This window comes from Geodermatophilus sp. SYSU D01036, assembly GCF_054050435.1.
In genome coordinates, this window is the sequence record NZ_JBJGZJ010000005.1 from 167,066 (window position 1) to 194,040 (window position 26,975).

The 26,975-nt window shown below is 73.2% G+C and carries 31 protein-coding genes and 1 riboswitch; of the genes, 14 read left to right on the forward strand and 17 right to left on the reverse strand.

From position 1 onward, the window contains the following. Positions 1-852, reverse strand: coding sequence for an ARPP-1 family domain-containing protein (locus tag ACI8AR_RS08310; RefSeq protein WP_457050594.1), 852 nt, complete (start codon positions 850-852; stop codon positions 1-3). Between the two features lie 63 nt (positions 853-915). Between ACI8AR_RS08310 and ACI8AR_RS08315 the strand changes: the two genes are divergently transcribed. Continuing rightward, a complete protein-coding gene (locus ACI8AR_RS08315; RefSeq protein ID WP_457050595.1) occupies positions 916-1,596 on the forward strand; it encodes an NUDIX hydrolase in 681 nt (226 codons plus the stop codon). 23 nt (positions 1,597-1,619) lie between these two features. Here the strand turns inward: ACI8AR_RS08315 and ACI8AR_RS08320 are convergent, their stop codons facing one another. Together ACI8AR_RS08320 and ACI8AR_RS08325 are read right to left on the reverse strand one after the other, a co-directional pair. Then, complete coding sequence (locus tag ACI8AR_RS08320; protein ID WP_457050596.1) at positions 1,620-2,225, reverse strand: DUF6642 family protein; 606 nt, start codon at positions 2,223-2,225, stop codon at positions 1,620-1,622. Positions 2,226-2,504: 279 nt separating this feature from the next. After that, a complete protein-coding gene (locus ACI8AR_RS08325; protein ID WP_457050597.1) occupies positions 2,505-3,023 on the reverse strand; it encodes an HAD domain-containing protein in 519 nt (172 codons plus the stop codon). Positions 3,024-3,192: 169 nt separating this feature from the next. Here ACI8AR_RS08325 and ACI8AR_RS08330 point away from each other — a divergent pair, with 169 nt between their 5' ends. Both ACI8AR_RS08330 and ACI8AR_RS08335 read left to right on the forward strand, forming a co-directional pair. After that, positions 3,193-3,774 (forward strand): TerD family protein, encoded by a 582-nt coding sequence (locus ACI8AR_RS08330; RefSeq protein WP_457050598.1) that lies wholly within the window; start codon positions 3,193-3,195, stop codon positions 3,772-3,774. A gap of 27 nt (positions 3,775-3,801) precedes the next feature. After that, the gene (locus ACI8AR_RS08335) at positions 3,802-4,902 is read left to right on the forward strand and encodes a DUF475 domain-containing protein (RefSeq protein ID WP_457050599.1); all 1,101 of its coding nucleotides are present in this window, start codon (positions 3,802-3,804) and stop codon (positions 4,900-4,902) included. Positions 4,903-4,962: 60 nt separating this feature from the next. On the opposite strand, the gene ACI8AR_RS08340 is transcribed toward ACI8AR_RS08335, so the two are convergent. The 3 genes from ACI8AR_RS08340 to ACI8AR_RS08350 all read right to left on the reverse strand — a co-directional run bounded on the left by ACI8AR_RS08340 (position 4,963) and on the right by ACI8AR_RS08350 (position 6,879). Then, complete coding sequence (locus tag ACI8AR_RS08340) at positions 4,963-6,171, reverse strand: hypothetical protein (protein WP_457050600.1); 1,209 nt, start codon at positions 6,169-6,171, stop codon at positions 4,963-4,965. A gap of 89 nt (positions 6,172-6,260) precedes the next feature. Then, complete coding sequence (locus ACI8AR_RS08345; protein WP_457050601.1) at positions 6,261-6,455, reverse strand: type II toxin-antitoxin system VapC family toxin; 195 nt, start codon at positions 6,453-6,455, stop codon at positions 6,261-6,263. A gap of 193 nt (positions 6,456-6,648) precedes the next feature. After that, positions 6,649-6,879, reverse strand: coding sequence for a FitA-like ribbon-helix-helix domain-containing protein (locus ACI8AR_RS08350; protein ID WP_457050602.1), 231 nt, complete (start codon positions 6,877-6,879; stop codon positions 6,649-6,651). A 288-nt stretch (positions 6,880-7,167) separates the two neighbouring features. On the opposite strand from ACI8AR_RS08350, the gene ACI8AR_RS08355 reads away from it, so the two are divergent. Further along, complete coding sequence (locus ACI8AR_RS08355) at positions 7,168-7,884, forward strand: endonuclease/exonuclease/phosphatase family protein (protein ID WP_457050603.1); 717 nt, start codon at positions 7,168-7,170, stop codon at positions 7,882-7,884. A gap of 153 nt (positions 7,885-8,037) precedes the next feature. Further along, positions 8,038-8,673 carry an EcsC family protein gene (locus ACI8AR_RS08360; RefSeq protein WP_457050604.1) on the forward strand — a complete coding sequence of 212 codons (636 nt, stop codon included), beginning with the start codon at positions 8,038-8,040 and terminating at the stop codon, positions 8,671-8,673. A gap of 79 nt (positions 8,674-8,752) precedes the next feature. Here ACI8AR_RS08360 and ACI8AR_RS08365 read toward each other — a convergent pair whose 3' ends face one another. Next, on the reverse strand, positions 8,753-9,613 hold the full coding sequence (locus ACI8AR_RS08365) for a trypsin-like serine protease (RefSeq protein ID WP_457050605.1): 861 nt from the start codon (positions 9,611-9,613) through the stop codon (positions 8,753-8,755). 208 nt (positions 9,614-9,821) lie between these two features. Here ACI8AR_RS08365 and ACI8AR_RS08370 point away from each other — a divergent pair, with 208 nt between their 5' ends. Together ACI8AR_RS08370 and ACI8AR_RS08375 are read left to right on the forward strand one after the other, a co-directional pair. Beyond that, complete coding sequence (locus ACI8AR_RS08370; protein WP_457050606.1) at positions 9,822-11,219, forward strand: DUF4407 domain-containing protein; 1,398 nt, start codon at positions 9,822-9,824, stop codon at positions 11,217-11,219. A 104-nt stretch (positions 11,220-11,323) separates the two neighbouring features. Further along, complete coding sequence (locus tag ACI8AR_RS08375; protein WP_457050607.1) at positions 11,324-11,461, forward strand: hypothetical protein; 138 nt, start codon at positions 11,324-11,326, stop codon at positions 11,459-11,461. A 1-nt stretch (position 11,462) separates the two neighbouring features. Here ACI8AR_RS08375 and ACI8AR_RS08380 read toward each other — a convergent pair whose 3' ends face one another. Both ACI8AR_RS08380 and ACI8AR_RS08385 read right to left on the reverse strand, forming a co-directional pair. Further along, positions 11,463-11,867, reverse strand: coding sequence for a hypothetical protein (locus ACI8AR_RS08380; protein ID WP_457050608.1), 405 nt, complete (start codon positions 11,865-11,867; stop codon positions 11,463-11,465). A gap of 334 nt (positions 11,868-12,201) precedes the next feature. Next, on the reverse strand, positions 12,202-12,573 hold the full coding sequence (locus tag ACI8AR_RS08385; protein WP_457050609.1) for a DUF1330 domain-containing protein: 372 nt from the start codon (positions 12,571-12,573) through the stop codon (positions 12,202-12,204). Positions 12,574-12,694: 121 nt separating this feature from the next. On the opposite strand from ACI8AR_RS08385, the gene ACI8AR_RS08390 reads away from it, so the two are divergent. Together ACI8AR_RS08390 and ACI8AR_RS08395 are read left to right on the forward strand one after the other, a co-directional pair. After that, positions 12,695-12,967 carry a type II toxin-antitoxin system Phd/YefM family antitoxin gene (locus tag ACI8AR_RS08390; RefSeq protein ID WP_457050610.1) on the forward strand — a complete coding sequence of 91 codons (273 nt, stop codon included), beginning with the start codon at positions 12,695-12,697 and terminating at the stop codon, positions 12,965-12,967. After that, positions 12,964-13,254, forward strand: coding sequence for a type II toxin-antitoxin system RelE family toxin (locus ACI8AR_RS08395; RefSeq protein ID WP_457050611.1), 291 nt, complete (start codon positions 12,964-12,966; stop codon positions 13,252-13,254). Before ACI8AR_RS08390 ends, ACI8AR_RS08395 begins: the two co-directional genes overlap by 4 nt. Before the next feature lie 167 nt (positions 13,255-13,421). On the opposite strand, the gene ACI8AR_RS08400 is transcribed toward ACI8AR_RS08395, so the two are convergent. Then, positions 13,422-14,006, reverse strand: coding sequence for a hypothetical protein (locus tag ACI8AR_RS08400; protein ID WP_457050612.1), 585 nt, complete (start codon positions 14,004-14,006; stop codon positions 13,422-13,424). Positions 14,007-14,571: 565 nt separating this feature from the next. On the opposite strand from ACI8AR_RS08400, the gene ACI8AR_RS08405 reads away from it, so the two are divergent. After that, positions 14,572-15,165: a VOC family protein gene (locus tag ACI8AR_RS08405; RefSeq protein ID WP_457050613.1), complete on the forward strand. Its 594-nt coding sequence runs from the start codon at positions 14,572-14,574 to the stop codon at positions 15,163-15,165. Positions 15,166-15,223: 58 nt separating this feature from the next. On the opposite strand, the gene ACI8AR_RS08410 is transcribed toward ACI8AR_RS08405, so the two are convergent. The 4 genes from ACI8AR_RS08410 to ACI8AR_RS08425 all read right to left on the reverse strand — a co-directional run bounded on the left by ACI8AR_RS08410 (position 15,224) and on the right by ACI8AR_RS08425 (position 18,922). Further along, positions 15,224-15,709, reverse strand: coding sequence for a DUF732 domain-containing protein (locus ACI8AR_RS08410; protein ID WP_457050614.1), 486 nt, complete (start codon positions 15,707-15,709; stop codon positions 15,224-15,226). Between the two features lie 40 nt (positions 15,710-15,749). Further along, positions 15,750-16,373 carry a DUF732 domain-containing protein gene (locus ACI8AR_RS08415; RefSeq protein ID WP_457050615.1) on the reverse strand — a complete coding sequence of 208 codons (624 nt, stop codon included), beginning with the start codon at positions 16,371-16,373 and terminating at the stop codon, positions 15,750-15,752. Between the two features lie 124 nt (positions 16,374-16,497). Next, positions 16,498-17,166, reverse strand: coding sequence for a DUF732 domain-containing protein (locus ACI8AR_RS08420; protein ID WP_457050616.1), 669 nt, complete (start codon positions 17,164-17,166; stop codon positions 16,498-16,500). A 358-nt stretch (positions 17,167-17,524) separates the two neighbouring features. Continuing rightward, a complete protein-coding gene (locus tag ACI8AR_RS08425) occupies positions 17,525-18,922 on the reverse strand; it encodes an ADP-ribosylglycohydrolase family protein (RefSeq protein ID WP_457050617.1) in 1,398 nt (465 codons plus the stop codon). Positions 18,923-19,006: 84 nt separating this feature from the next. Here ACI8AR_RS08425 and ACI8AR_RS08430 point away from each other — a divergent pair, with 84 nt between their 5' ends. From ACI8AR_RS08430 to ACI8AR_RS08440, 3 genes are all read left to right on the forward strand, one after another. Further along, a complete protein-coding gene (locus tag ACI8AR_RS08430) occupies positions 19,007-22,276 on the forward strand; it encodes a TM0106 family RecB-like putative nuclease (RefSeq protein ID WP_457050618.1) in 3,270 nt (1,089 codons plus the stop codon). Beyond that, positions 22,273-22,764, forward strand: coding sequence for a hypothetical protein (locus ACI8AR_RS08435; protein WP_457050619.1), 492 nt, complete (start codon positions 22,273-22,275; stop codon positions 22,762-22,764). Before ACI8AR_RS08430 ends, ACI8AR_RS08435 begins: the two co-directional genes overlap by 4 nt. A 204-nt stretch (positions 22,765-22,968) precedes the next feature. Beyond that, positions 22,969-23,469: a hypothetical protein gene (locus ACI8AR_RS08440; RefSeq protein WP_457050620.1), complete on the forward strand. Its 501-nt coding sequence runs from the start codon at positions 22,969-22,971 to the stop codon at positions 23,467-23,469. A gap of 35 nt (positions 23,470-23,504) precedes the next feature. Here ACI8AR_RS08440 and ACI8AR_RS08445 read toward each other — a convergent pair whose 3' ends face one another. The 3 genes from ACI8AR_RS08445 to ACI8AR_RS08455 all read right to left on the reverse strand — a co-directional run bounded on the left by ACI8AR_RS08445 (position 23,505) and on the right by ACI8AR_RS08455 (position 26,248). Continuing rightward, positions 23,505-24,680 (reverse strand): DUF222 domain-containing protein, encoded by a 1,176-nt coding sequence (locus ACI8AR_RS08445; protein ID WP_457050621.1) that lies wholly within the window; start codon positions 24,678-24,680, stop codon positions 23,505-23,507. A gap of 80 nt (positions 24,681-24,760) precedes the next feature. Beyond that, positions 24,761-25,666, reverse strand: coding sequence for a carbohydrate kinase family protein (locus ACI8AR_RS08450; RefSeq protein WP_457050622.1), 906 nt, complete (start codon positions 25,664-25,666; stop codon positions 24,761-24,763). 69 nt (positions 25,667-25,735) lie between these two features. Then, on the reverse strand, positions 25,736-26,248 hold the full coding sequence (locus ACI8AR_RS08455) for a C40 family peptidase (RefSeq protein WP_457050623.1): 513 nt from the start codon (positions 26,246-26,248) through the stop codon (positions 25,736-25,738). A gap of 12 nt (positions 26,249-26,260) precedes the next feature. Further along, positions 26,261-26,394: riboswitch (cyclic di-AMP (ydaO/yuaA leader) on the reverse strand. Between the two features lie 375 nt (positions 26,395-26,769). On the opposite strand from ACI8AR_RS08455, the gene ACI8AR_RS08460 reads away from it, so the two are divergent. After that, on the forward strand, positions 26,770-26,928 hold the full coding sequence (locus ACI8AR_RS08460; protein WP_456937204.1) for a hypothetical protein: 159 nt from the start codon (positions 26,770-26,772) through the stop codon (positions 26,926-26,928). Positions 26,929-26,975: the final 47 nt, after the last annotated feature.

The following is a 26,975-nucleotide window of genomic DNA, read 5'->3' on the forward strand; positions in this document are numbered from 1 at the left end:
TCAGGCCTCCGGCGTGATGGCGGTGAGGTGGACGGTGCGGTTGGACCAGGTCAGAGCCGTCACGCCGACCCGGTCACCCCCGCGGACGCGGTGGCCGAGGCCGGTCGGGCCGTCGGGGAGGAGTCGGGTGCGCTCGATCTTCTCGGCGAACCTGCGGGCGAGGGCCGCAGGCGTGCGGACGGCCGGGCGGCCCAGCGCGTCGACCGTCGCGGCGTGCAGCAGCCCCGACCAGTGGGCCTTCAGGCTGCGGGCGCTGTCGAAGAGCTCCAGCCAGGCCGGCCGACCGCCGATGCCCACCAGCAGGCCGCGCTGACCGGCCAGCGGCCGCAGTCCGCGGGTCAGGTCGTGCGCCGTCGCCTCCGTGCGGTCGAGACGGTCCGCCAGGGAGTCGGTGGCCGACGGTCCCGCCACCGACCCGAGCCCGCGTACCCGGTCCCAGACCGCGTGCTGGGCCTGGTCCCCGTCCATCGCGGACAGGACGGTGAAGGGGGTCCGGCGGGCCCGCCGGGTGTGGGCGGTGGGGCCACCCCACCGCCCCTGCTCCACGCAGACGACCTGCTGCACGGTCGGGAGGCCGGGAGTCAGCAGCGTGGAGCCGGTGAGGGCGCGCGTCTGCCAGCCTCCCTCGAGCAGTTCCCCGGTCAGGAGCAGGACCGGACGGTCGGCGCGGTTGGTGACGACGACCTGGTCGACGACGGGGGAGCCCGCGCGCTCGGAGACCTCGACCGGGACACCGGCGCCGGTGAGGTAGCGCGACGGCAGCGTCGGGGCATCGGTCCAGACGGGGAACACCGTCAAGGGTCCGCGAGCGGTCCCCTGGCCGACGTGCAGTCGGACCTCGAGGTTGTTCATGGTGCCCACCTCCCGTAGATTGCGCTCAACCGCGCAAACCCAAGTTAGGCGGGATCCGCGTTAATGTCAACCAGCGAGTACCGAGACGCCTCCGGCCGGAGGTTGGCCGACTACCCGCGGCCGTCGGTCGCCGTCGACACGGCCGTGCTGACGCCCGATCCCGAGCAGGGGCTCCTGGTCCTCCTGGTCCGTCGCGACAGCGCGACCCGATCCGACGCGTGGGCGCTCCCTGGCACCTTCCTGCACGAGGGCGAGACCCTGGCCGACGCCGTGCTGCGCTCGCTCGACCAGAAGGCGGGCCTCCGCGGCCAGGCGCCGCGGCAGTTGCACGTCTTCGACGACCCCCGGCGCGACGACCGGGGCTGGGTGTTGTCGGTGGCCCACGTCGTCCTGCTCCCCACGGCGGTCGTCGCCCCGGTCGCCGAGGAGCGGCCGGACGACGTCCAGCTCCGCCCCGTGGCGGAGGCGGTCGGCCTGCCCTTCGACCACGACGACATCGTGGGGATGGCGGTCGCCCGGGTCCGGGCCGCCTACTCCGAGCGCCCGGACCCGGAGCGGCTGGTCCCCGAGCCGTTCACCCTCCGGGACCTGCGGCGCCTGCACGAGGCCGTGGCCGGGCACCGCCTGCAGCCCGACGTCTTCCGGCGACACGTCAAGGACCACCTGGTGAGCACGGGGGAGGCCACCCGCGGCTCGGTCGGCCGGCCGGCGGAGCTGTTTCGCCACGCTCCGATCGGGCGCTGACCTCCGGCCGGACGTCGCAGTCCTCAGATGCCGGCTGTCTCCGTGATCCGCTTGCGCGGGGACACCCACGTAGGCGTCGCGATGCGCAGGCCGAGTGTCTCGACAAAGTGCCGGTGCTGCCTGACGAGCCGGGCGTCCAGTGCGCGGTAGTTCGTGCTGTCCAGGAGTTCCGCCAGCAGGGTGGGGTCGAACGCCGCGGACTCCTCCCAGTCGACGTTCTTCGTGTAGCCGGCGATCGCCGCGGCGCCGGTCGTCTCGAGGAACGACAGCAGGACGTCATCCGGAGCAGCCATCGTGGCGCAAGACCCGAAGTAGACAACACGACCGGCCAGGCGGCCGGAGACGATGTCGGCGATCTCGTCGAGCGTCAGGCTGCTACTGCCGTTGAGATCCAGTCGTCCGCGGCCGCCGTGGTAGGAGAGGTAGGCCAGCGGGAAGTCGTCGTAGTCGGGCGTGGCCCACTTGCGGAGGAAGTAAGTGAACTCCTCGCGGGTCGCCGCGTTGCGGTGGATCAGACGGTCCTTTCGGATCGTCATCAGCATGTCGAGTCCGAGGCGGACGCTGAGGTGGTCCGCGAGCGAGTCGCACTCCCAGTCGCCCTCCAAACAGAAGATCCCCTGGCGTGCCATGCCCTCAGGGTGGGGCGCGATGGCCTGGGCGACCGACAGGCGCGGCCGCCCGTGGGACGCATGTGTCGCATGCGCCTCGGGCGTCGGAGGTCCTCCCGTATAGGGATAAGGAGCAGCCGACGGGCGTGACGGCATCGGCCGCGGTGACGATTGCCGCCTGAGTCCAAGACCACGACGCGACGGCAACCTCATCGAGGACATGACCAAGCAGAACCGCAAGGTCGTCGTCCGGATCGTTGGCGTTGCCGGCCTTACCTGCGAGCTGATCGGCCCGGGCGGTTACAGCCACGCCTCGATCTCGTCGAGCTGCGCGTGGGTGAGGCCGACGTAGAGGTCCGGCGCGACCACCAGGACATGCGGATGGGCGGCCAGCCAGTCGCCGGTGTCGGCCGCTTGCTCGGCGAGGTCGTCGTCGATCCACACGATCCGCCGGTCCGGCTCCGCCGCGGCCACCTCCTGCGCGACGGCCAGCTTCCACCAGCCCGACTCGCCGCCGAAGATCCCGAGGAAGCCGGTCGGCGCCGAGTCCGTGCGGGCGTGCACCTTCAGCCCCCGCGGCAGGCCCATCGGCTCGGCCAGCAGCCGGTCGGCGTCCGTGGTCCAGGTGGTCAGCCACTGGATCTCGACCCGGCCCGACACGTGCAGCCCCCGCAGCCGCGCGGTGACGGTCGGGTCCCAGGACAGCAGGAAGCCGTTGAACGTGCCCCGCTGCCAGCCGTCGGGCAGTTTGCGGACGGGCGCGTTGAGCACGCCGTCGACGTCGAGCAGCAGGATCGGAGGGGCGCCGGTCGGGGCCATGGCCGGTCCCTACCCGCGGCGTCTCGCCCGGCTCTCGGTCCGTGCGCAGGAGTCACAGCCGCCCCGGCGACGCGGAGGTCCGTGGTCTTCCGGACCGGTGTCGGGCAGCATCGGCGGCCGTGCCCGGAGCAGCCGGCCGGCTGCCCCACAACCGAACGAAGGGAGCAGCATGTCCGTCGTCCTCACCAAGGGCGGGAACGTCTCGCTGACCAAGGAGGCCCCCGGCCTCCGCGCCGTGAACGTCGGCCTCGGCTGGGACGTGGCCACCTTCTCGACCGCCGAGTACGACCTCGACGCCTCGGCGATCATGGTCGACGAGCGGGGTAGGGTGACCCCGGACGACAACGGCTTCGTCTTCTTCAACAACCTGCGCAGCCCCGACGGCTCCGTCGTGCACACCGGCGACAACCTCACCGGCGAGGGCGAGGGTGACGACGAGGTCATCCAGGTCGACCTGACCGCCGTCCCGCCGCTCGTGCAGAAGATCGTCTTCGCGGTGTCCATCTACGACGCGGACACCCGCCGGCAGAACTTCGGCGGCGTCCGCAACGCGTTCATCCGCGTCGTCGACCAGGTGACCGGCCGCGAGGTCACCCGCTTCGACCTGACCGAGGACGCCTCGATGGAGACCGCGATGGTCTTCGGCGAGCTGTACCGCCGCGACGGCGACTGGAAGTTCCGTGCCGTCGGTCAGGGCTACGCCTCCGGTCTGCGCGGCATCGCGCAGGACTTCGGCGTCGACGTCGCCTGACCCCCGTACCCGAGCAGAAAGCACCCCGTGATCCGCTACTTCGGCTTCTCCGTCTTCCTGACGGCGGCCGCCCTCGTCACCGCCGTGCTCTTCGGCGGCCCCGCCGCGCTCCTCGCGGTCGCCGTCCTCGGCGTCCTCGAGGTCTGCCTGTCCTTCGACAACGCCGTCGTCAACGCCAAGGTGCTCCGGAACATGAGCCCGCTGTGGCGGAAGCTGTTCCTCTACGTCGGCATCTTCATCGCCGTGTTCGGCATGCGGCTGCTGCTGCCGATCCTGCTCGTGTCGGTGACGGCCCAGCTGTCCATCCCCGAGGTGTGGGACCTGGCGCTCACCGACCAGGAGGCCTACGCGGAGAACGTCGAGGCGTCCGCCGAGGCGATCTACACCTTCGGCGGGATCTTCCTGCTGATGATCTTCCTGAACTTCGCCTTCGACGAGGAGCGCGACGTCCACTGGCTGGCCTGGCTGGAGAAGCCGCTGGCCAAGGCCGGCAAGCTGCCCTACCTCGCCATCGTCATCGCGCTCGCGGTCATCTACGTCGGCTCGCAGATGGCCGACGACGACAAGTACTCCACCGTGCTGCTCGCCGGGCTCGCCGGCCTGTTCACCTACCTGCTCATCGGCGGGCTCAACGAGCTCATGGAGTCCGACGACGACGAGGACGAGGAGTCGACGCCGTCGGCCACCGGCACCGCCACCAAGGCGGTCGCCGGCGCCGGGGCCGCCGCGTTCCTCTACCTCGAGGTGCTCGACGCGTCGTTCAGCTTCGACGGCGTCATCGGCGCGTTCGCCATCAGCAGCGACATCCTGATCATCGCCCTGGGCCTCGGCATCGGCGCCTTCTGGGTGCGGTCGCTGACGATCTTCATGGTCGACCGCGGCACGCTCGAGCAGTACCGCTACCTGGAGCACGGGGCGATGTGGGCGATCGGTGTGCTCGCGGCGATCATGATCCTCGAGCTGCGGTTCCACATCAGCGAGTACGTCACCGGCCTCACCGGCCTGCTGTTCATCGTCGCGGCGGTCGTCGCCAGCGTCGTCGCGCAGCGGCGGGAGGAGGCCCGCGAGGTCCCCGCGGCGTCGTCCGACGAGGACCCGCAGCCCGAGCGGGAGACCGTCTCGGTCTGACCGCCGCTCCTGCCCGATCCGGTGCCCCGGCCGCCTCGCGCGGCCGGGGCACCGGCGTCCTCAGCCGACGAGGACGGCGAGGTCGGCGGTGAGGTTCTCGTCCTGCTCGCAGGCGACGGTGGCGGCGACCGTCCGCCCGTCCGCGGCGAGGGCGAGCGGCGCGGGGATCCCGGCCGGGCACAGCTCGACGTCTGCGACGGTCCCGCCGGTGGCGAGCTGGACGGTGGCCAGGCCGATGCCCGCCTCCGGCCGCCCGTAGACGAGGTAGACGTGCCGCCCGCCCGGCTCGACGGCGAGGTCGGTGCCCGAGCCGGGCAGCACCGCGGTGGCCTGGACGGCGCCGTCCCGGACGGTCACCAGCCGCGGCTCACCGGTGTCCCACTCGCCCGCGACGACCGACGCGACCGCGGTCCCGTCGGCCAGCACGGCCAGCGCGTAACCGGTGCTCTCCGGCTCCTCGACCAGCTCCACCGGCTCGCCGGCGGGCAGCAGATCGGCGTCGTACTGCGCCAGGACGACGCCGTCGACGTCGCCCTCCGCGTCGCGGTCGACGGTCACCAGCGCCGCCAGGCCGCCGTCGGGACGCAGGGCGACGTCCCGCGCGACCGCCTGGCCCGGCGTCTCGACCTGCAGCGGCGCGCTCGCGGTCACCTCGCCGTTGGCGACGTCGACGGTGGCCAGCCGGCTGACCGTGTCCCCGTCGACGTACCACTGCAGGCTCGCGTGCAGCGTCGTGCCGTCGGGGGAGAGGACGCCGGTGCCGGTGTCGGGCGTGCCGAGCTCGGCGTCGGCGGCGATGCGGCGGACGTCCGGTTCGTCGCTGCCGGGCTCGAGGACGGCGAGGGCGAGGTCCAGCTCGCGGCCGCCGCCGCTGGTGTCGGCGGGCACGATCGGCAGGAGGGCGACCACCGTGCCGTCGGGTGCGGCGTGCACCTCGCCGAGGTCGAGGGCGGGCGGGCCCTCGGTCACCTCGCCGACGACCAGGCCGCCGTCACCCGGGACGAGCTCGACCAGGACGCTGCGGTGGTTCCCGCCGAGGTCGCCGGTCATGAGGACGACGAAGCCGCCGTCGGGGGTGGCGGCGACGTCGGAGAGGCGCACGTGCCCCTCGACGTCCGCGTCGACCTCGACCTGGCCGAGGACCTCGGTGAGCGGTCCGGCGGCGGCCGGCCCCGCCGGCTCAGCGACACCGACGACGGAGGTCGAGCAGCCGGCCGCGAGGACGGCGAAGGCGAGCAGTGCGGCGGCGCCGGGACGGGACGAGCGCATGGGGGAGTGCTCCTGGGGTGCGTGGGCTGTTCCCGCACCCTCGGCCGCCACGCTTGCGGGCCCCTTGCGTCCGGCTTCCCGCGTAGACGTCAGCCGATCGTCGTCACCGGACACCGCAGGCCCGGTGCGCGCGCCAGCCGGCGGTCGCCGGTGACCAGGCCGGCCCCGAGGACCTCCGCGAACGCGACGTAGACCCCGTCGTAGGCGGTCACCGCGTGGCGGAGCTCCAGCGTCCGGTCGAGCAGCAGGTCGTGCCCGTGCCGGACCACCGGCAGCTCCCGCACCGCGTCGACCGCACCGCGTGCGGCGGCATCGCTCAGCCGCCCGCTCAGCGCGTGCCGACGGATGGCCGTGAGCACCTCGACGTCGAGGAGGAGCGTGGCGTGGGGCTCGTCCCGAGCATCGCGTCCCGGGCGACCTCCCCACTCGGGCCGGAGTCCAGGAGCACCATGACGACCGTCGAGGCGTCGACGACGATCACCGGCCGTCGCGGTCGGCCCGGATTCCCTTGACCACCTCGTCCATGGGCAGGGGGATCCGCAGCGCCGCCGAGCGGGCGAGGACCTCGGCCATCGGCGACCGCTCACCGACGCGACGCAGTTCGCGTAGCACGTAGTCGGACAGCGACATCCCCGCGGCGGCGGCGCGGCGGCGCAGCTCGGCGTGCAGGTCGTCGGGCACGTTGCGGACCTGCAGCATCTTGCCCATCCCGCGAGGCTAGATGCGATTCGCATGCGCGGTCTCGGTCGCGGTGATCGGTCCTCCGGTCGGTCGGGTGCCCGGCCGGCCGGTCCCGCTCGGCACGCTCCACCGCTCCTGTTGCCGACTCGAACCTGACGCTGACGCAGGCCCTCGCCGCACCGACCTGGTGGTGCGACGCATGACTCCCGAGCCTGGTGGTGCATGCGCACACGTTCGCTGCTCGCGTGGTGCCGCTGGTCCGGAACTGCGAAGAGTCAAGGTGTCCCGGACCTTGGCCCGTCCGTGAGGAGCACCGTGCGCATCGGCACCTGGAACCTGGATCGCTGCCCCAGTTCGACGTCGGAGAAGGGGCAGGAGGTCGCCGCCCGGCTCGACGAGCTGAAGGCCGACTTGTGGCTGCTCACGGAGGTGCACCGGGACTGGGACCCGCGTGGAGGGGCCTTCGTCGTGTCGCGCCCGCGGAGCTTCGACCCCGACGCACCCAAGCGCTGGGCCGGCATCGAGACGTCGCTGCCACAGACCGGGATCCCGTCCCAGGGCGAGCACCCCGGCGAAGAGGGGCTCGTGCTCGCTCGCGTGGAGGTCGACGGCAGGGACGTCCTGGTCGCCTGCTCGGTACTGCCGTGGAGGGGCGCAGAGAAGTACTGGTTCGGTCTACCGGACGGCCAGATCGCGCAGTTCGACTCCGTGCTGCAGCACCACCTCGAACGCATCCGGGCCGAGCGCCGTGAGGACGAGCCGCTCATCTGGGGCGGGGACTTCAACCAGGCGCTCCAGCGTCCGGTCTACGGCGGCACGGTGGAGGGGATGGTTGCGCTGCAGTCGGCGTTCGAGTCGCTCGGGCTGGTCGCGCTCACCGCGCACGCCGAACACCGGAACGGACACATGCGCTCGATCGACCACCTCGCCGTGAGCCCGCACTTCACGGCCGACCCCGCGGAGACGCACCGCCTCTCCTGGTCGGACGGCAGGGATCTCAGCGACCACGCCGCCTACACGGCTGACGTCTAACTGACCGCCCTGGACACCGGGGCGGGCCCGACCGCGGTCGTCGTACGTGACGCGCCGTCCCGTTCGACGTCCTGGGCCGGCGTCCCCGGCTTCCACAAGAGGGGTGAACAGCAGTCCTCGGCCGACGTCGACGATCTCGACGAGCAGTCGACCGTGGCTAGGGCGGGGCAGGAGCTCGTCGAGCGGCTGTTGCGGACCGGCATCAACGGTTTCGGGCCGTTCAAGCACGCGGCCGAGTCCGCCCGCGAGGCGCTCGACGGCCGCACCCCGGACCAGGCCGTCAAGGCGCTCGTCCGCAACCACTGCGCGATGGCCGGCGCCCAGGGCTTCGTGACCAACGTCGGTGGCCTCGTCACCCTGCCGGTCACCCTGCCTGCGAACGTGGGCGCCTCCTACCTCGTCCAGACCCACCTGGCGGCGTCGATCGCCGTCGTCCACGGGCACGACCTGGACAGCGAGCAGATGCGGTCGGCGGTCCTCCTGTGTCTGCTCGGCAACGCGGGGACCGAGGTCGTCAAGCGGGCCGGCGTGACCGTGGGCACGAAGCTGAGCACGACGCTGATCCAGCGGATCCCGGTCACGTTGATCCGGGAGATCAACAAGCGTGCGGGGTTCGCGCTCGTCGCGAAGTTCGGGACGAAGCGGGCGGCGTTGACCCTCGCGAAGGGTGTCCCCGTGGTCGGCGGTGTCATCGGCGGAGGCTTCGACGTGGTCGCCACCCGAGCCGTGGGCGCCTACGCCGACCGGGTCTTCAGGGCGGCGGTGACCGCGGACGCTCCCGCGTCGTAGGGCCGCACTCCCGCAACCGGACGTGACAGGGGCCGTCCCGCCGCGACGCCGCAGCGGGACGGCCCCCGTCAGGTGTGCGTCAGAGGTTCCGGTCGAGCACGATCTCGTCGGCCTCGTCGCCGGCGCTCTCGAGGATGAACGCGATGACGTCCTCGGTGTCGACCCGGTAGCCGAAGCTCGTGCCGGCGCAGGCGCCGTTCATCACGAACGAGTTGACCGCGGTCACCGTGTCCCCAACGAGGACCGGACCGCCGGAGTCGCCGAAGCACGTGCCGCCGCGGCCGTTGCCCGGGTTGGTCGACAGCTTCACGTTGTAGCCGCCGGCGTTGGTGCCGTTCAGCCCGATGATGAAGCTCTCGGCGGTCAGCCGCTCCCGGTAGGCGACCTGCTTGGTCTGACTGCCGTTGCTCTCCTGCACGCCGTAGCCCGAGATCGTCGTGGTCGCCGTGTTGCCCGGGTGCGCGGACTTGTACCGGTCGAGGGCGCCGGCCGTGGCCAGCGACGCGTACTCGGTGACCTCCGGGTAGACGGTGGTCACCGGTGCGTCGAGGACGAGCACACCGGCGTCCTTCGACTGCGGGATCTCGTCGAGGCCGCGGTAGCCGTAGTCGTAGATCTCGGTCGAGAGGACGCCGCCCCCGGTCGGGTAGCCCGGCACGTCGGCCGCGACGTCCTGCTCGAAGTAGACCCGCGCGCTGGCCGCCAGGGTCCCCTCGTCGTCGAGCGTCACGCAGTGGCCGGCCGTCAGGAAGACGCGGTCGGTCAGCAGGCTGCCGGAGCAGCGGTGGGAGGGCGTGCCGTCCTCGTTGTAGAAGACGGCGAGGCCCACGTAGTCGTGCTCGTGGTCGTCGGTGAAGTTGCCCGTGATCGCCTGCGCGGCGGTCCCCCCGGCCAGCAGCATCGCCGACGCCAGTGCCACCGTCGTGACGGTCTTCCGCATCCGGATCTCCCTCGGTTCCGTGCCGGTCCAGTACCGGTGCCGAGACGTTAGACAGAGTGACTAACGACACGCCAGAGCGGAGCCGGACCATTCCGTTCGGTCACGTGGGGCAGGTGTGACGACGGCGTCCCGCCCGGTGCACCGACTGCCGATGGGGCAGGGGAGCGGCGGACGAACCACGACCCCCGGCGCTCGGGGAGTGCACGACATGGCTGGACGACGACGGCTCCAGGACCGCCTCGCGGTCCTCGGCGGCGCGCGGCCCGACCTGCTCGAGGCGGCGCCCGGCGCGCGCCCGCGGTTCGCCGCGCTCGGCGGGGTCCTGCTCAGCACCGGCGGCCTCGCCGTCGCGTCGGCGTCGTTCGCGCTGCACATGGCGCTGGGCGTCTGGTGGCCGTTCGCGCTGGTGCTGGGCCTCGGCTGGGGCGCCGTCGTGGTCAACCTCGACCGGATGCTGCTCGTCGGCATGGCGCACGACGCCTCGCTCAAGCGCAACCTCGCCCTCGCCGTCCCGCGCGTGGGGCTGGCGCTGATCCTCGGGGTCGTCGTCGCGACGCCCCTGACGCTGCAGGTGTTCCACAAGGAGATCGACGCCGAGATCACCGTCATGCAGGCCGAGGCCGCGGACGCGTACCGGCAGTCGCTGGAGTCCGACGCACGCTTCACCGGCCTCGACGAGCTGCAGGAGCGGGTGACGCAGGGCCAGGACGTCGTCGCCACCGGCGGGCAGGCCGACCCGGCGCTGGCCGCCGTGCAGGCCAACGTCGCGGCCAAGCAGTCCGCCTACGACGCCGCCCTCGCCACCCAGCGCGACCTCGAGGCGCGCGCCCAGTGCGAGCTCGACGGCACCTGCGGCACCGGCGACCCCGGCACCGGCGACGCCTACGTGCAGGCCCGGGCGGCCGCCGACGCGCAGGCCGGCGTCGTCGCCTCGGCCCGTGCGGCCCTGGACGACGCGCAGGACGCGGCGTCCGACGCCGAGTCGCGCAGCGCCGACCTCGCCGCCGCCTCGCTCGCCACCGACCAGGCGGAGCTCGCCCGGCTGACCGCCGAGCTGGACCGGCTGCAGGCCGCGTTCGACGCCACCAACGAGGGCTCCGGCGGCATCCTGCTGCGGCTGGAGGCGCTCGACCGGCTCGGCGACCGCAACGCCACGCTCGCCGCGGCCAAGTTCATGCTGTCGCTGCTGTTCATGTGCGTCGAGATCCTGCCGGTGCTCATGAAGGTGCTGCTCAACTTCGGCCCGCCGACCGCCTACGACAAGCTCGCGGCGCTGCGCGACAGCGGCGACGTGGACATCGAGGAGATGCAGCAGCAGTCGCGGCGCACCGTGGCCGAGGCCAAGGAGGAGATGCTGGTCATGGCCGAGCAGGAGCGGCTGGACCGGCAGAAGGCCGCCATCCGCGCCCGCCACCTGGCCACGCTCGCCCAGGTGCAGGCGGAGGCCGAGGAGGCCGCCCGCCCCCCGGTGCCGCGGCCGGCGGGGCCGGTCGACGAGCCCGTCCAGAGGATCTGGGACACCGGCCCCATCCGCCTGGCCCGCTCGGCCGCGCGCACCATCCGCCCGCCCCGCCGCCCGGGCAACCGGGTCACGTCCGGCATCTGACGCCGTGACGGCCTGGGGATCACTGCCGTAGGCCCCCATCCTCAGCGGGACGAAGGGGGCACGCGGGCCACGACGCGCTCGACCTCGTCCAGTGGTCGTTCTGGGTGCTGCCGCGCTCGGAGGTCGCGGGAACCGGTCAGTCGAGCCTGGCACTCACGACGGTGCAGGCGCTGGCCGGCCCACCGGTGCGCTACGCGGAGCTGGCCGCCCGCATCCGCGAGGTCGTCGTCCCCACGGTTTGAGTCAGCCCGACTCCCCGTCTCCGAGGGCGGGTGGCACCGGAGCCAACTCGTCCCACTCGTCGGCCGGCATGTCCAGTTGCCGGCGGACCCGTCGCCGTGCCACCAGCAGGTGCGCGGCCTGGCGCAGGACCTGCTCCTCCGAGGCGTCGTCGACGTCCACCACGTCCTCGAGCGCCCGCCGGACGCCCAGCGTCAGCCAGCGGTGCGCCTCGCGCAGATCGCCGTGCACCTCGTAGTCCTCGCCCAGCAACAGGTAGACGTCGACGTCGGCCGGCCGCTCCCGGCGCACCTGGCCGGCCAGCTCGCGGGCGGCGTCGACGTCGCCGACCTCCAGTAGGGCGTGGTGCAGGAAGCAGCGGGCGTCGGGCAGGACCGGCTCGCCGGTCGCCACGGCCCGACGGGCCACCCGAAGCGCCTCCTGCCCGTCCCCGACCCGGGTGAGTTGCTCAGCGGCGAACACCAGCAGCTCGGCGGCGTTGACCTCATCGCCGGGCCGGTCCCCTCCGCGGCCTACGCCTCCAGCTGCCGCGCCGTCGCGCGGCCCTGGTCCGGCGTCTGGCCGGGGAAGTACGTCGCGTCGAGGTCGTCCTGCGTGCGCGGCCTCCGCATGTGCCGACCCTAGGACCGGGAGGGGACCCGGCCCGCCGGAGGGTGTGCGCTGAGGGTGCATTCCTGACCGGGGCATGCGCCCTCAGCGCACACCCTCCGGCGGCCAACGGGAACGGGACCCGGCGGAAGGCTCAGTCACGCGCCCAGGAGGTGGTCGGCTGCAGCACGGCCTCGGTCAGCGCCTGGGTGCGCAGGTGGGTGACCTGCTGGTACTCGGGGTCGGCGACCATCCGGCTGAACGCCTCGCGCGAGGGGTAGCGGACGAGCAGCACCGCGTCCCAGTCCTGGCCCTGCTCGGCCACCAGTGGGGTACCCCCGTCGCCGGCGTAGAGCACCTCGCCGCCGAAGCGGGGGAGGAACGTCTCCGACAGCGCCTGCGCGTACCGGTCGTAGGACTCGCGGCCGCCCTCGGCGAACCGGAGCAGGTTGAGCATCACCACCGGTCCGCCCGGGTCCTCCTGCAGGTAGCGCTTGAGGTCGGCTCCCCGCGGGTCGATCGCCATGCCTGGACGCTAACAAGTGACCTCGTCCGTGCCCGGGCACGGACGTTGCCGGGGAGTGCATCGACTTCTGACCGTTCGTCGTCACCAGGTTCTGGCCAGACTTCTGGCTAAGGTGGTGCCCATGACAATTATCCCGCTCAGCGAGGCCAAGGACCGGCTGTCGGCGCTGGTCGAGGCGGCCGAGAAGACCCACGAGATCGTGACCATCACCCGCCACGGACGGGAGGCCGCCGTCCTCATGGCCAAGGAGGACCTCGACTCGCTGCACGAGACGCTGTACTGGCTCTCGCAGCCCGGCGTCCGCGAGGACGTCGAGCGAGCTCGTGCTGAAGCCGAGCGCGGGGAGACGACGTCCGGCGACGAACTGAGAGCCGAGTTCGGCGTCGACGGGTGACCGCGCCGTACGGGCTCCGTGTCTCCTCGGCGGCGCGACGTCAGCTCGGCCGCCTGCCCGCCAAGGTGGCGACGGCAGTCGTCGAGTTCCTCACCGTCGTCCTGCCCGAGAACCCACTACGGCTCAGCAAGCCCCTGACCGGAGAGCTGACCGGACTCCGCAGCGCCCGGCGAGGGGACTACCGGGTCCTCATCGAGGTCGACGAGGCCCAACGGCAGGTCCTCGTGGTCCGGATCGCGCACCGCTCCGACGTCTACGGACCTCCTGCGCCGTCCGGCATGGACTGACTCCGGGATCCGATCCGGACCTCAGCGTCCGGCTAGGGACTGTCCTGCGGATCATGCGCGCCGCTACTGCTGACGGTCCTTGATCGGCCGACTTGCGGGCATGGCACTTGCTCGTCGTAGCCGTGACACTGATGCGTCATGGGCTACCGGCGATGCCGACAGCCCGCTTAGACCTCGATGGACCCTTGGGGCTGCAGTGCAGAAAGGTGGCGCTCCCGCTCCTGGAGGCCGCGCCGGCAGATGGCGTCAGCCACGGTGTCCTCGTAGATCGCCTCTGGCACGCTGCCCGTAGCCGACATCCAATGCCACGTCGGACGCACGACGATCCGTCCGCCGTCACTTTCCTGTCGGTACGCCAACCCGAGGTTGAGCAGGGCTGCGTGCTCATAACCGTAAGCCTTCTGAATGCCGACCAACCGCTCGAACTCGTGGTCCGGGTGCCGGGCGCCCGTCACCTTGAGCTCAAGTAGCAGCAAGTTGTGCTGGCGGCCCCCTAAGCCGCGATGATGGATGATGATGTCTGCACTTCGGCGGATCAGTCGAAACTGCGCATCATCGCCGTCCTCGTGATTGGTCGACGGACTGTGCTTCACCTCCACCTCTCCGCTGAGGGCCGCTCGGTTGTACTCGACGTCCACATCCCACGAGGATTCGAACAGCGTTCTGAGGCGGAAAGCGAGCTGGGCGGCGAGGGCCCGTTCACTCGGTGGCAGGTCCCGCGAACTGGTCGCAAGGAGGCTGTACTCGTCCACCAACACCGTTGTAAGGGCGACCCGGAGTCGGGTCTGCACATCAGCGCGTCGCACCGACCGAGTCTGCCCTGTCGCCCCACTGTGAGCAGTTGTGACTCGCCGGGCTACTGGGGCCACGATCAGTTGCCTCAAGCCTCGGCCACGTCAACGTGCAGGACTGGAATACCCCGGGTTTTGTGCCCGCCCGGCCACTGCGGCTCGCGGCCTCGGTTCGACCACGATCGGCCTCAAGATCTACGAAGTGCTCCGGACATAGGAGTCCGAGGACCACAGCGGCGGACTCGACCTCACCGTGTGTGGCGAGTACCGCCTCCATCGCCCGGCGGGCGCGTCCTCGAATCTGCCTTCGGGGGCAGGGGCGACAACGGACATCATCCCCAGGACACACCCTAGTCGCCCCAGGCGGCAGTGACGGCTCAGCCGCGTTGATCCCTGCGAGCCGCCGTCCGGCGGACCGGGCCGCGCCGGGCGTCGGGTGTCGGGACGACTGGCCTGCTGTGGGACCGGCGCGAGGTCGTCGTCCGCGAGGGGTGACCCTCCCGGGGCGCGGCGGCACACTAGAGACGTGCTCGAGCTCGACCACGTGCTCTGCATGGCCAGCCCGGAGGAGGCCTGGGCCGAGCGGCTCACCGCGGCCGGCTGGCCGCTCGACGCCGGCACCGCGCACCCCGGGCAGGGCACCCGCAACCGGCGGCTCCTCCTCGCGGGGCACTACCTGGAGCTCGTGTGGGTCGAGGACCGTGCCGAGGCCCGGGGCAACCCCCTGCGGCTGGACCGCCGGGCCGACTGGCCCACGACGGGTGCCAGCCCGTTCGGGATCGGGTTGCGCGGCCGGCTCCCTCCCGAGCAGGAACCCGCCTACTGGCAGTACGCCGAGCTCGGCTTCCCGATCTGGGTGCACCGCGACGACGAGCGCCACCCCGAGCGCCCGCTGGTCTTCGTGCTCGACCTCCCGTCCCGTCGGCCCGCCGCGGACTCCTCGCCGGCGAGCGCGCTCCAGTGCGTGCACCACACCGGTCCCGCCGCGGCGGCCGTCCCCCGCTACGCCGGTCCGCGCGTCGTGCACCGCCCCGGCCGGCACCGGCTGGAGCTGGTCGTCGACGCCGGCCGTCCCGTCGAGGTGGCCGACCTGCTGGCCCTCCGGATTACCGACGTTTGATGCGGGTCTGGCAGGAGCCAGGCTGGACGGCCGGTGTCCGAGCAGGGGGCCGGACGAGTCAGAGCCCGTCGCCGTACTGCGGGCAGTAGGCACTCACGGCGGCGCCGACGATGGTCCCGGCCTCGCTCGGCGTCGCCTCCCCGGACTGGTGGACGAGGACGCCTGCGTCGTCCACGTCGCCCTGACCGGTGGAGATGAACGCGCAAACGAGGCGCCCGACCTCGATGACCTGCTGCTCGTCGGTCCCGGGTGTGAGGAGACCGGCGGCGGACAGGGTGGCGAGGTAGCGGGCGTCCGCCTCGGGGCTGACGTCCATGACCTGCTCACCCGATCGCGGCGTCGTCCGGGTCGTGGCCGTCGTCCGTGTCGGGGTGGAGGAGCTCTCGTTGGACCCGTCCTCGTCCGCGGTGGTCGACGCCGGGGCCGTGGCCGAGGGGGTAGGAGCGGGGTCGTCCAGGCGCAGCAGCACCAGCGTCACGGCGACCGCAGCCGTGAAGACCGCGGCCGCGAGGGCGGTGACGACCACCGCCGTCCGTCTCGTCATCGTCCTGGGTCTCCGTGCGTCGTCCGAGGCATCGCCGGCCTCAGTCGAGTGAGTGCTCGGGGCACAGCGAGACGATCGCGGCGCTGGTGACCTCGGAGGACTGCCGGGAGGTCATCCCAGACGAGACCCCGATGCTGACGATGCGCGCCAGCGTCTGGTCGCTGTTGCCGTAGGTGTCGAGGTAGTCGCAGGTGACGTCGCCGATCTCGACGAGCGTGGCGTCGTCCACGGTCCTGAACGTGGGGTCGGTGCCGCGGAGGAGCCGCAGGTACTCCTCGTGGTCGGAGTCGCTCGGTGCGGCGGCCAGCTCGGCCTCGTCCTGGGCCGCCTCAGCCTCCCGGGCGCTGCTCGACGCCGCGGCCGCGGCCGCCTCCGCGTCGGTGGCCCGGACCTCGAGGTCGTCGACGCCGCGCTGGGCGTCACGGAGGGCCGCGGCCTGCTGCTCGTCCTCGGCGCTCTCGGCGGCTGCCACGTCAGCGGCGGTCGAGGAGGAGTCGATCAGGAGTGCGGTGAGGACGCCGACCCCTGCCACCAGCACGACGGTCGCGATGGCGAACGCGACGACGACGCCGTTGCGGCGGCGCGCGGATGTCGGCTGTGCGGGGACGAACGGCGCGCTGCCGTCGGCGGTCTGCCACGGGCCGGGGTCGACCTGCGGCGGCACGGGGGCTCCGGGGAGGGGGTGGGACATGGAGGTCTTCCGTTCGGGACGCAGCGGAACCGTCCGGATCCCGCTGTCGAGAGGTGGGTGGCCTGGCCTGCGCCGGTCTCGGCGGAGATGCGGGGGATCAGCCGCTGTACTCGGGGCAGAGGATCTGCGTCGCCGCGGTGACCAGGAGGATTGCGTCGTCGATGGCGTACGTCTCGGACGCCCGGTCGAAGGCGTCGGAGAGATCCGCGGGCGTGCCCGGCGTCGAGTCGAGGTAGGTGCAGACGTCGCGGCCCCGTTCGAGCAGTTCTGCATCGGGGACGCCGGTCATCGTCTCGGTGGCGTGCAGTGCGTCGACGAACGTCTGCTCGTCGGCCGCGGCGGCTTCCGCGTCCGCCTGCTCCCGGGCGGCGGTCGCCTCCTCGGCAGCGCGCTGTGCGGCCTCCGCCGCGGCGATGCGGCTTTCGGCGGTGGCCGCGTCCGCCTCTGCGTCCTCGATCCGCTGCTCGAGCGGGGCCCGCTGGTCCTGGACGGCCTGCAGCGCCTCCTGCTGCTCGCGGTCCTCGGCGGCCTCGGAGGCCGCGAGCCGGTCGGCGTCGCTGCGGGCCTCGATCACCAGCGCCGTGAGGACGCCGGCGGTCGCCAGCAGGAGGAACACGGCGACCGACAGCGCGATGACCAGGCGGTTGCACCGCCGGGGCTCGGTCGGGCCGGCAACTGCCGGCGCGGACAGGGCCGGGAACACCGCGGTCCCGGTCCATTCTTCCGACGGGACCTCGTCGTCGGACACCCGGGCCGGTCCCGGCACCTCGCCCTCGTCCGTGGAGACCTGTGCAGGCGCAGGCGCAGGCGCAGGGGCCGGGAGGAGGGACTCCGGGGGAGGCTGGGACATCGCTGGCCTTTCGAGCGGGACGCGGCAGGACCGCGCCGCGGTCTCGCCGTGAGGGCCGGCAGCGTCCACGCAGGCGTGGACCGCCGGGCGAGGCGCCGGTCAGCGCGTCGCCCTTCCCGTTCCTGTCGAACCCCCGTGTCGCGCCGGGAACAGCGCGGACAGCAGTGTGTCAGCGGACGCTGAGGGGAACGATCCGGTGCCGATCTCGAACACGTCACGACTCGCCACAGGCGTTCGGCCGGTGGAGGCGGTCACCCTTCACCTGGCCCAGGCGTCAGTGTCCGGCCAGGCGCTCCAGCGCGGCGGTGAACGACTCGTTCCACAGCCCGAGGTGCGGCCAGCGCTCGGTGACGTGCGCCGTCGCCTCCTCCACCGACATCCCCTGCTCGCGCACCAGCCAGCCGCGCAGCACCAGCCCGGTGCGTGACGCCCCGCCGTGGCAGTGCACGAGCACCCGCCGGCCCTCGGCGCGGAGCGCGGCGAGGTCGTCGAGGACGTCGGCCAGCACGACGTCGACGTCGACGTTGTTGCCGTTGTCGGCGATGTGCGCCATCCGGTGCACCGCGTGCGGGAGCGGCTCGGCCAGCCGGCACAGGGAGATGACGGCGAAGTCCTCGTCCGAGTGCCGGGCGCCGTCGAGGTTGCCCGCCCAGATGCCGGGCAGCACCTCCGCCGGGCCGATGCGCGGGATGACGCCGGTCTCGCCGCCGTGGAACTCCTTGCCGTCGAGCGCGGCGGCCAGCGGCAGCAGGTCGGGCAGCCGCCACAGCCGGTCCCCGTGCCCGGGCACCCGGCCGTGCACCACCGACGCCCAGCGCATCGGGATGCCGCCCATCCCGTACACCGCGCCGGCCAGCCCGCCGGCGACGCAGGCCACCGTGTCGGTGTCGCCGCCGAGGTCGACCACCAGCCGCAGCACCTCGGCGAAGTCGCGACCGTGGCGCAGCGCCCACAAGGCTTGGCCGAGCGTCGGCCACACCGCGCCGTTGGACTCGGTGGCCCGGTCCGGCGACCAGTCCGGCGCCAGGACGGCGGCCCACCGGCCGCGGTGCTCGACGTCGACCAGCTCGAGGGCGTTCGGGACGGCGGCCAGCGGGTCGCCCCCGTCGAGCGCCACCCGCATCAGCTCGTGGAAGACCGCGCAGCCCTCGCCCGCGGCCGGGTCGCCGTGGGTGAGCGCCGAGATCCGCCGGGCGGCGTCGACGGTGGCGTCGGTGCCGGAGCGGGAGAACCGGATCGCGGCGGGCGTCGTCCGCATCAGCGAGCCGTTGCCGGCCGCGCGTCCGGTGCGGGCGAAGTGCTCGGCCGCCGCGCGGTCCCAGGGCAGGCCCGAGTCGAACACCGCCCGGGTCTGCACCCCGATGTCCGGCGGGCCGGCCGCCGCCCAGGCCGCGAACCGGTCGAAGACGTCGGCCTCGTCGAGCCCGTCCCGCTCGACCAGCGACTGCGCCACCAGCAGCGCCATCTGGGTGTCGTCGGTGAACTCGCCCGGCGCCCAGCCCGGCGACCCCCCGCCGCACATCTCGGTGGCGGCCCCGCGCGCGTCCGTCGAAAAGCGGGCGGAGAACGCCCCGGGCGGGCCGAACTCGAACGGCGCACCCAGCGCGTCGCCCACCGCCGACCCGACGAGCGCCCCCGCCACCCGGTGCGAGCGGTGCAGTCCTCGGGTCACGCGCGCCTCCTCGACATCAGCGCACCGACGCTACCGGCGCGGAAGACCCCGATCACGCGGCCCGCGTGAGACCGTCCCGTCTCGATGTACCGCACCGACGGCTCCCTGGTCCTGAGCCCCACCGACCTGACCCGCCACCAGGCCTGCGCGCACCTCACGACGCTCGACCTCGCCGTCGCCGACGGCCGGCTCGAGCCGCTCGCGGAGGGCCCGGGCGACCACGCCGCGCTCATCGCCGACCTCGGCACCGAGCACGAGATGCGCTACCTCGACGCGCTCGAGGCCGAGGGCCGCAGCGTCGTCCGCATCCCCGCCCGGTTCGACGCCGCGGGCCGCCGCGAGGCCGAGGCGATGACGCTGCAGGCCATGCGCGCCGGCGTCGACGTCATCTCGCAGGCCTCGTTCTTCGACGGCGTCTGGGGCGGCGCGGCCGACTTCCTCCTCAAGGTGCCCACACCCTCGGCCCTCGGGAACTGGTCGTACGAGGTCGCCGACGCCAAGCTCGCCCGCCGCGTCAAGGTCCCCGCACTGCTGCAGATGGCCACCTACGCCGAGCGGCTCGCCGTCCTGCAGGGGAGGCAGCCCGACCGGATCTGCGTGGTCACCGGCGACGGCGTCACCAACCCGTGGCGGCTGGTCGACGTCGCGGCCTACGCCCGCCGGGCCCGCGCCCGGCTGACCGCCTTCGTCGCCGACCCGCCGGCCACCGAGCCGGTCCCCGGCCCGTACTGCAGCCAGTGCACGTGGAAGCCGAGGTGCGACGGGGAACTGGCCGCGGCCGACGACCTCTCCCTCGTCGCCGGCATGCGCCGCGACACCCGCGAGGCCCTGCGCGCCGCCGGCGTCACCACCCTCGAGCAGCTGGCCGAGGCCCCGCCCGAGGTGCTGAAGGCCGCCCGCATCGGCGCGGCCACCCGCGCCCGCGTGCAGGAGCAGGCCCGCGAGCAGCTGCGCGAGCGGCAGACCGGCGTCCCCACCCGCACGCTGCTGCCGCCGGCCAAGGGCCTCGGCCTGCTGCGGCTGCCCGAGCCCAGCGCCGGCGACCTCTACCTCGACTTCGAGGGCGACCCGCACTCCGCCGACGGCGCGGGCCTGGAGTACCTGGCCGGCGTCGGGCGGCGCGACGGCAGCTTCACCGCGCTGTGGGCGCACGACCCCGCCGCCGAGAAGCAGATGGTCGCCGACCTCATCGACCTGGTCATCGAGGCCTGGCGTGCCGACCGCGGCATGCACGTCTACCACTACGCCGCCTACGAGGTCAGCGCCCTCAAGCGGCTGACCGGCCGCTACGGAGTCCGCGAGGCGGAGCTCGACGAGCTGCTGCGCAACGAGCGGTTCGTCGACCTCTATCCGGTCGTCCGGCAGTCGATGCGGATCAGCAAGGGCTCGTACTCGATCAAGAAGGTCGAGGCGTTCTACGGCCGCGAGCACACCGGTGACGTCGCCGACGCCATGGGCAGCGTCATCGCCTACGAGAAGTGGCTCGCCGACCGCGATCCGCAGCGCCTCGTGGACATCGAGCTCTACAACAAGGACGACGTCGACTCCACCCGCGAGCTGCACGACTGGCTGGAGACCCAGCGCGAGGAGCTCGAGCGGGAGTTCGGCGGCCAGGACCGGCCGCTGGTGTCGGAGGCCAGCGGCCCGACCGAGCGGACCGAGTCCGACCTGGCCGAGCTGGCGCTGGTCGAGCGCCTCAAGGGCGCCGGGCACGACCTGCTCGGCGACCTCGTGCAGTGGCACCGCCGCGAGGCCCGCCCCGGTTGGTGGGAGTTCTTCGCCCGCAAGGAGATGGACGACGACGCGCTCGTCGAGGACGGCACCGTGCTCGGCCGGCTGTCGGCGCCCGTCGAGGTCGGCACCGAGAAGCGCTCGAAGCTCTGGGCGTTCTCCTTCCCGACGCAGGACACCAAGCTGTCGGTCGGGTCGAAGGTCGTCGACGTCGACACCCGCGCGCGGGTCGGCGAGGTCCGCGAGCTCGACGCCGTCGCCGGCCGCGTCGTCGTGAAGTCGACGAAGGAGCCCTCGCCGCGGGCGCTGGGCCCGGAGGGGCCGCTCGACGACAAGGGCATGCGCGCGGCCATCACCGCCACGGCCGACGACGTGCTCGCCGGCACTCCGTGTCTCGGGCAGGCGCTGCTCGAGCGCCGGGTGCCGGCCGACTGCCGCCGTCGCCCCGACGAGCAGGCCGGCGACGCCGTCGTCCGGATCGGCCTGCGGCTGGACGGCGAGGTGCTCGCCGTCCAGGGCCCGCCCGGCAGCGGCAAGACCCGCGCGGCGTCGATGCTCATCCGCGCGCTGCTCGACGCCGGCAAGAAGGTCGGCGTCACGGCCACCTCGCACGCCGTCATCGGCAACGTGCTGTCGGCCGTCGGCCGGCCCGCGCTGCAGAAGTGCGACGAGCACCAGGCCTGCGGCGCGCCCGGCGTCGAGTGGTCGAAGGACGGCAAGGACGTCGCCCGGCGGCTCGTCGACGGCGACGTGCGGCTGGTCGGGGGCACGGCGTGGTTCTGGACGCAGCCCGACCTCGCCGAGGCCGTCGACGTGCTCGTCGTCGACGAGGCGGGGCAGTTCTCGCTGGCCAACGCCGTCGCGGTGGCGCGGGCGGGGAAGTCGCTGGTGCTGCTCGGCGACCCGCAGCAGCTCGCGCAGCCCTCGCAGGGCGTGCACCCCGGCGACTCGGGGCTCTCCGCGCTGGAGCACCTGCTCGAGGGGCACCCGACCGTGCCGGAGGGCCGCGGCATCTTCCTCGACACGACCTACCGGATGCACCCGGCGCTGACGCGGTTCGTGTCCGACCTGGCGTACGAGGGCCGGCTGGAGTCGGCGCCGCTGCGCGAGCGGATCACCGTGCGGCCGGGCGGGCTGGTGTCGGGGGCCGGGCTGGCGGTGCGGTCCGTGGACCACACGGTGGCCGCGTCGGCGTCGTCGATGCAGGAGGCGGCCGAGGTGGCCGCCGTCTGGGAGTCGCTGCAGGGCGTCGGCTGGGTGGACGCCGAGGGCGCCGAGCGGCCGATCGGCCCGGACGACGTGCTCGTCGTCGCGCCGTACAACAACCAGGTGGCGCTGATCCGCTCGCTGCTGCCCGACGGCGCGCGGGTGGGCACCGTCGACCGGTTCCAGGGCCAGGAGGCGCCGGTCGTCGTCTACTCGACGACGTCGACGTCGGCCGACGAGGCGCCGCGCGGTGTGTCGTTCCTGTACGACCTCAACCGGCTCAACGTCGCGGTGTCGCGGGCGAAGGCGCTGGCCGTCGTGGTGATGAGCCCCCTGCTGCTCGACGCCCAGGTGCGGACGCCGGAGCAGCTGCGCCAGGTCAACGCCATGTGCCGGCTCGTGGAGATGGCGCAGTGACCGTCGACCTGCCGGACGGCCGGGAGCCCGAGCCGCTCACGTCCGACGACACCGCACTGGCCTCGCTGCTCGGCGTGCCGTTCAGCGCTCTGGCGCGGGCGCTTGGTGCCGGCTGGCAGGAGGTCGACACGTCGAGTCCCGAGGGACCCGCCCTCCTCGGCCACCAGCGGTGGTTCGTCGCCGGGCGGCCGGCGCAGGTGGCGGTCGGCTGGGACGGCTTCGGCTTCACGCTCGCTCGCCCCGAACCTCGCTGGCACGGTGTGTGGCCGCTGGTGTGGGAGTTCGTCGCCGACCGGAGCTTCCAGGCGGAGGAGGTCCTCTACGAGCCGGAGGTCCTCGCCGAGGCGGCCGAGGACATCGCTCGTCGGCGTCGCCGGACGTTCCGCTGGTGCCCGATGTGCCGCGAGGTCAACGCCCGCGAGTGGGTGCACGACAACACCGGCCTGTGCATGGAGTGTGCCGAGCGATTCCTCGGCGTCATCCACTGATCTCCAGCAGGGAGAGGAATGACATCGCAACGACCCGGTCGCGTCCGGGCCTGGCAAGGGCCCGGCGGCTGGTACCTCCTCGTCACCGTCTCCACAGCTGGCGTCTTCGCTGCCATCCCGTTCTGGCATGCAGCAGGTCGACTGCGCGATGCATCCGTACGTCTCTGGGCCATCGCTTACAGCGGCTGGGGCGTCGCTTTCGTCGTGGCAGCGAACCTGCTGTCCGACGATCGTCCTGGAGGGACCGCAGGGGACGGGCCTGAGTCGCTGAACGATGCGCTCACGGTCGTCGTCCTGGTCCTGTTGGTCGTCGCTTGCCTCCGTCTGCAGCGGCTGCGCAAACGCGTCTACGGTCACGAGCTCGCACTGATCGACGCAGACCCCGTGATGACGCGCGCGCTCGAAGCGCGACGTCGCAGGGACGAGGCGCGCTCGCTGTTCGCGCGGGACCCGGCCTTGGCACGAGAACTGGGGATCGGTCGTCCTGATCTTCGGCGGGGATACGACGACGGCGGCCTCGTCGACATCAACACCGCCCCTGCAGCCGTCATCGCGTCCGGGCTGGAACTGGACACGGCCACAGCTGATGCGATCGTTGGTGCACGCTCGCTTCGCGGTGGCTACTACGCGTTGAGTGAGCTGTTCATAGACATCGCCCTGCCGGTGCACGCCCAGGAACGACTGCAGGAGCGGGCTGTCCTCTGACTCGACGAGCCCGAGCCCTGCGTACTTCGAACGAGTCAGGCGGCAGGGGAGAGCAGCGGCGCCGGGGTGGTGATCTCGGTGCCGTCGGGCCGGTAGGTGTGCCATCGGCCGTCGGGTTGTCGTTCGACGCGGAAGCCGTGGTGGACCTTGGTGTGGTGGCGCTCGCAGAGGAGCGCCGCGTTCTCGAGGCTGGTGTCGCCGCCGTCGATCCAGTGGATCAGGTGGTGGACGTCGCACCACCAGGTCGGGGCGCCGCACCCGGCGAACACGCACCCGCCGTCGCGGAATTCGGCTGCCTTGCGGATGTGGCGGCTCATCAGCCGCTGCTCCCGGCCGAGGTCCAGCGGGGCGCCGTCGGGGCCGAACACCACCCGGGACACCGCCCCGTCGCAGGCCAGCCACCGCGCCCGCGCCGCGGAGATGGTGGCGCCGAACCCCATCCGCCCCGCGTTCGGGCTTCCGGCCGGGTCCACCAGGTCGTCCAGGTTCACGACCACGGCGACCTGCGGCTCGTGGCCACGCAGCTGAGGCAGCATCCCGGCGGCGAGGGCGTTGTCGGCGACCTGCACCAGCGCGTCGCCCAGCCGCTGGGCGCGGCTGCGCTCGTCCCCGGCGGGCCGGTCGGCCTGCACGTGCGCCTCCAGTGCGGTCTGCAGCCTCTCCCCGCCCACGGCGTCCAGGTGGCCGCGGAAGGACAGCGAGCCGTCGGCGTGCTTGGCCAGCGTCAGCGAGCGCTGCTCGGTGGGGTCGGGCTCGGGCCCGTCGGGGTCGAGGTCGGTGCAGTAGTGCTGCACCACCTGCACCAGGTCGGCGTGCGTGCGCTCGACCGCCACCCCGGTGAGGACCGCGTCGATCACCGCCAGGTCCACCCCGGCGGCCGCAGCCGCGGCCAGCCGCTCGGGCGTCACCGCCCGCGCCGCGACCGCGACCTGCTCGGCGGACACCAGACCGGCGTCGTGCGCCTCGGCCAGCGCCGGCAGGTGCTCCAGCGCGCGGCCGTTGCGCACCAGCCGGGCGGCCTCCGCGGTCGACAGCCGGCAGTGCCCGCGCAGCCACGAGGTCATCGACCTCTGCCCGTCCCGCTCGGGCGCCTGGGACAGCTCCGCGGACCGCACCGCGCGGGCCAGCCGGGCGTCGATCCGGTTGCGCTCGGCGACCAGCGCGGCGACGTCGTCGAGGACGTCACCGCCGCTCAGTTCACCCGAACACATGATCGAAGTCTAGCCGATCCGGCAGCTCTGCGCAGCACGAATCCCCAGGTCAGACGCCCGATCGACAGGGGAAGTGGCAGTCAGAGCGGCGGCTGGCCACCGACCACTCCGGCCACCACGGCGGCCGCCGCATGGCCGGTCCGGACCGCCTCCAGCACAGGTTCACCCGCGCGCCAGCCGGTCAGCAGTCCGGCCGCGAACGCGTCCCCGCACCCCGTCGTGTCGCGGAGCCCGCCCGCCGGCAGCGGCTCCACCGGGACCTCCACCGCGCTCGCCGCCGTGACGACCCGGGTCGGCCGGGCGCCGGCGTGCACCAGCACCAGCGGCGGCGCCCAGGCCGGCAGGTCGCCGTCCAGGCCCAGGACCGTGGCCTCGGCGGCGTTGCAGCAGAGCACGTCCGCACGCAGCCCGGTGAGCAGGTCGACGTAGGCGCCCACGCCGTGAGCGGAGATCCGGGCGGCCGCGGCGACGTCCGCGCTCACCGGCACCCCGAGGTCGTGCGCCGTGTCGGCCGCGGCCCTCACCGCGTCGGGGAAGCGCAGCAGGTCGTAGCCGTCGAGGTGGACGACGGCGGCGCCGGCGAACCACTCCGGACGGACGTCGGCCGGCTCCAGCCCGCCCTCGCCGCGGTCGGTCAGCACCGTGCGCTCGCCGTCGGGGTGCACGAGCACCGTCGCCAGCGGCGTGCGGCCGCGGCGGACCACCGCGAGCTCGACGCCCCTCCGAGCGAGACCGGCCAGCAGCCCGTCGGCGAGCGGGTCGGCGCCGGCCCAGCCCGCGAGCCGCGCCGGCGCACCGAGACGGGCCACGCCGGCGGTGACGTTGGCGGGGGCGCCGCCGGCCATCGTCGTCCGCTCGACCCGCTGCTGACCGCCGGCCACCAGTGGCGCGGACAGCGGGAGCAGCTGGTCGGCGACCAGCTTGCCCACCGCCACCACCGGTCCGGAGCCGGCCGGCCGCGGCCAGGCGGGGCCGGCGGAGGTCACCAGGGGAGGGTAGGACCGGCGGGCGGTGTCCCCGGCCGGACGAGCCGGCCGGGGACACCCTTCCGTGCGTCAGGCGACGCGGCGGGCGCCCGAGTAGCTCGGCATCGAGTCCAGGGCCACCACGGCCACCGGCTTGCCGGCGGTCGAGGCGTGGACCATCTGGCCGTTGCCGATGTACATGCCCACGTGCGACACGGGGCTGTAGAAGAACACCAGGTCACCCGGCTTGAGGTCGGCCTTCGCCACCGGGGTGCCGAACGTCGACTGGGCCTTCGAGGTGCGCGGGATCGACAGGCCCGCCGCCTTGTAGGCGTAACTGGTCAGGCCCGAGCAGTCGAAGCTGTCGGGGCCGGTGGCGCCGTAGACGTAGCGGTCACCGACCTGGGCGAGGGCGGTGTCGACGGCGGTCTGGGCGGCGCCGTTGGGGGCGGGCGCCGGTGCGGCGGCGACCGTCCCGGTACCCCCGCCGCCCGTGGAGGCCGACGCCGGGAGGGGTGAGAGGGCGATGCCGGCTCCGGCGATGGCCGCGACGGCGATGCCACGGAACGAGCGACGGGCGGTGGACGTGCGTGCAGTCGTCATCGACGACGGTTCTCCTGTTCTCCGCGACCGCCTACCGGGTTAGCTGACGGGTTCGGACGGAGGAGTCGCCCGGCGCGACGCAGCGCGCTTCACCCCAGTGCTCAGGTGGGTCCCCGGCCCGGGTGCCGGCTGGGTGCCGGCCGCCTGGTTCGGCGTGTCCGGCGGGGTGTCACACGGGAGGTGACGAAGGGCCCCGGCCGGACCGCGACGACGGTAGGGAGGGGTGTTGCAGTGCTCAACCGGACCGCATCCGCGCCACGCCCGGAAGCGACACGCCGATTTGACGCGGGCCGCGGATGCGAATCGCCCGCGTCACCTGCGGAGGTGCCCGTGTTCCCGGCGCGCCGCCCCGACTCGCCGACGGCGACACGCCGGGGCGCACGAGAAAGGGCGCGGCGGTGCGCCCGCACAGCCCGTCAGCGGCCCACCACGACCGGATCGGAGGACTCCGCCGGGATCGCGACGGTTGCGCCGCCCGTTGTCGGGGCACCGGATGCATCAGTCGAGAGGAGGGAGCCCCCATGGGCATGATGAGGAAGCTGATCGCCTCGGGCGTCGCCGCCAAGGTCGTCCAGGAACTGCAGAAGCCGCAGAACCAGGCCAAGATCAAGCAGTTCGTCCGCGACTTCCAGGCCAAGAACGCGAAGGGCGGCAAGGGTCAGGCCGGTCGCGGCCACTGACCCGCACTCCCGACCGCGGCCCCCGTCCCCACCCGGGACGGGGGCCG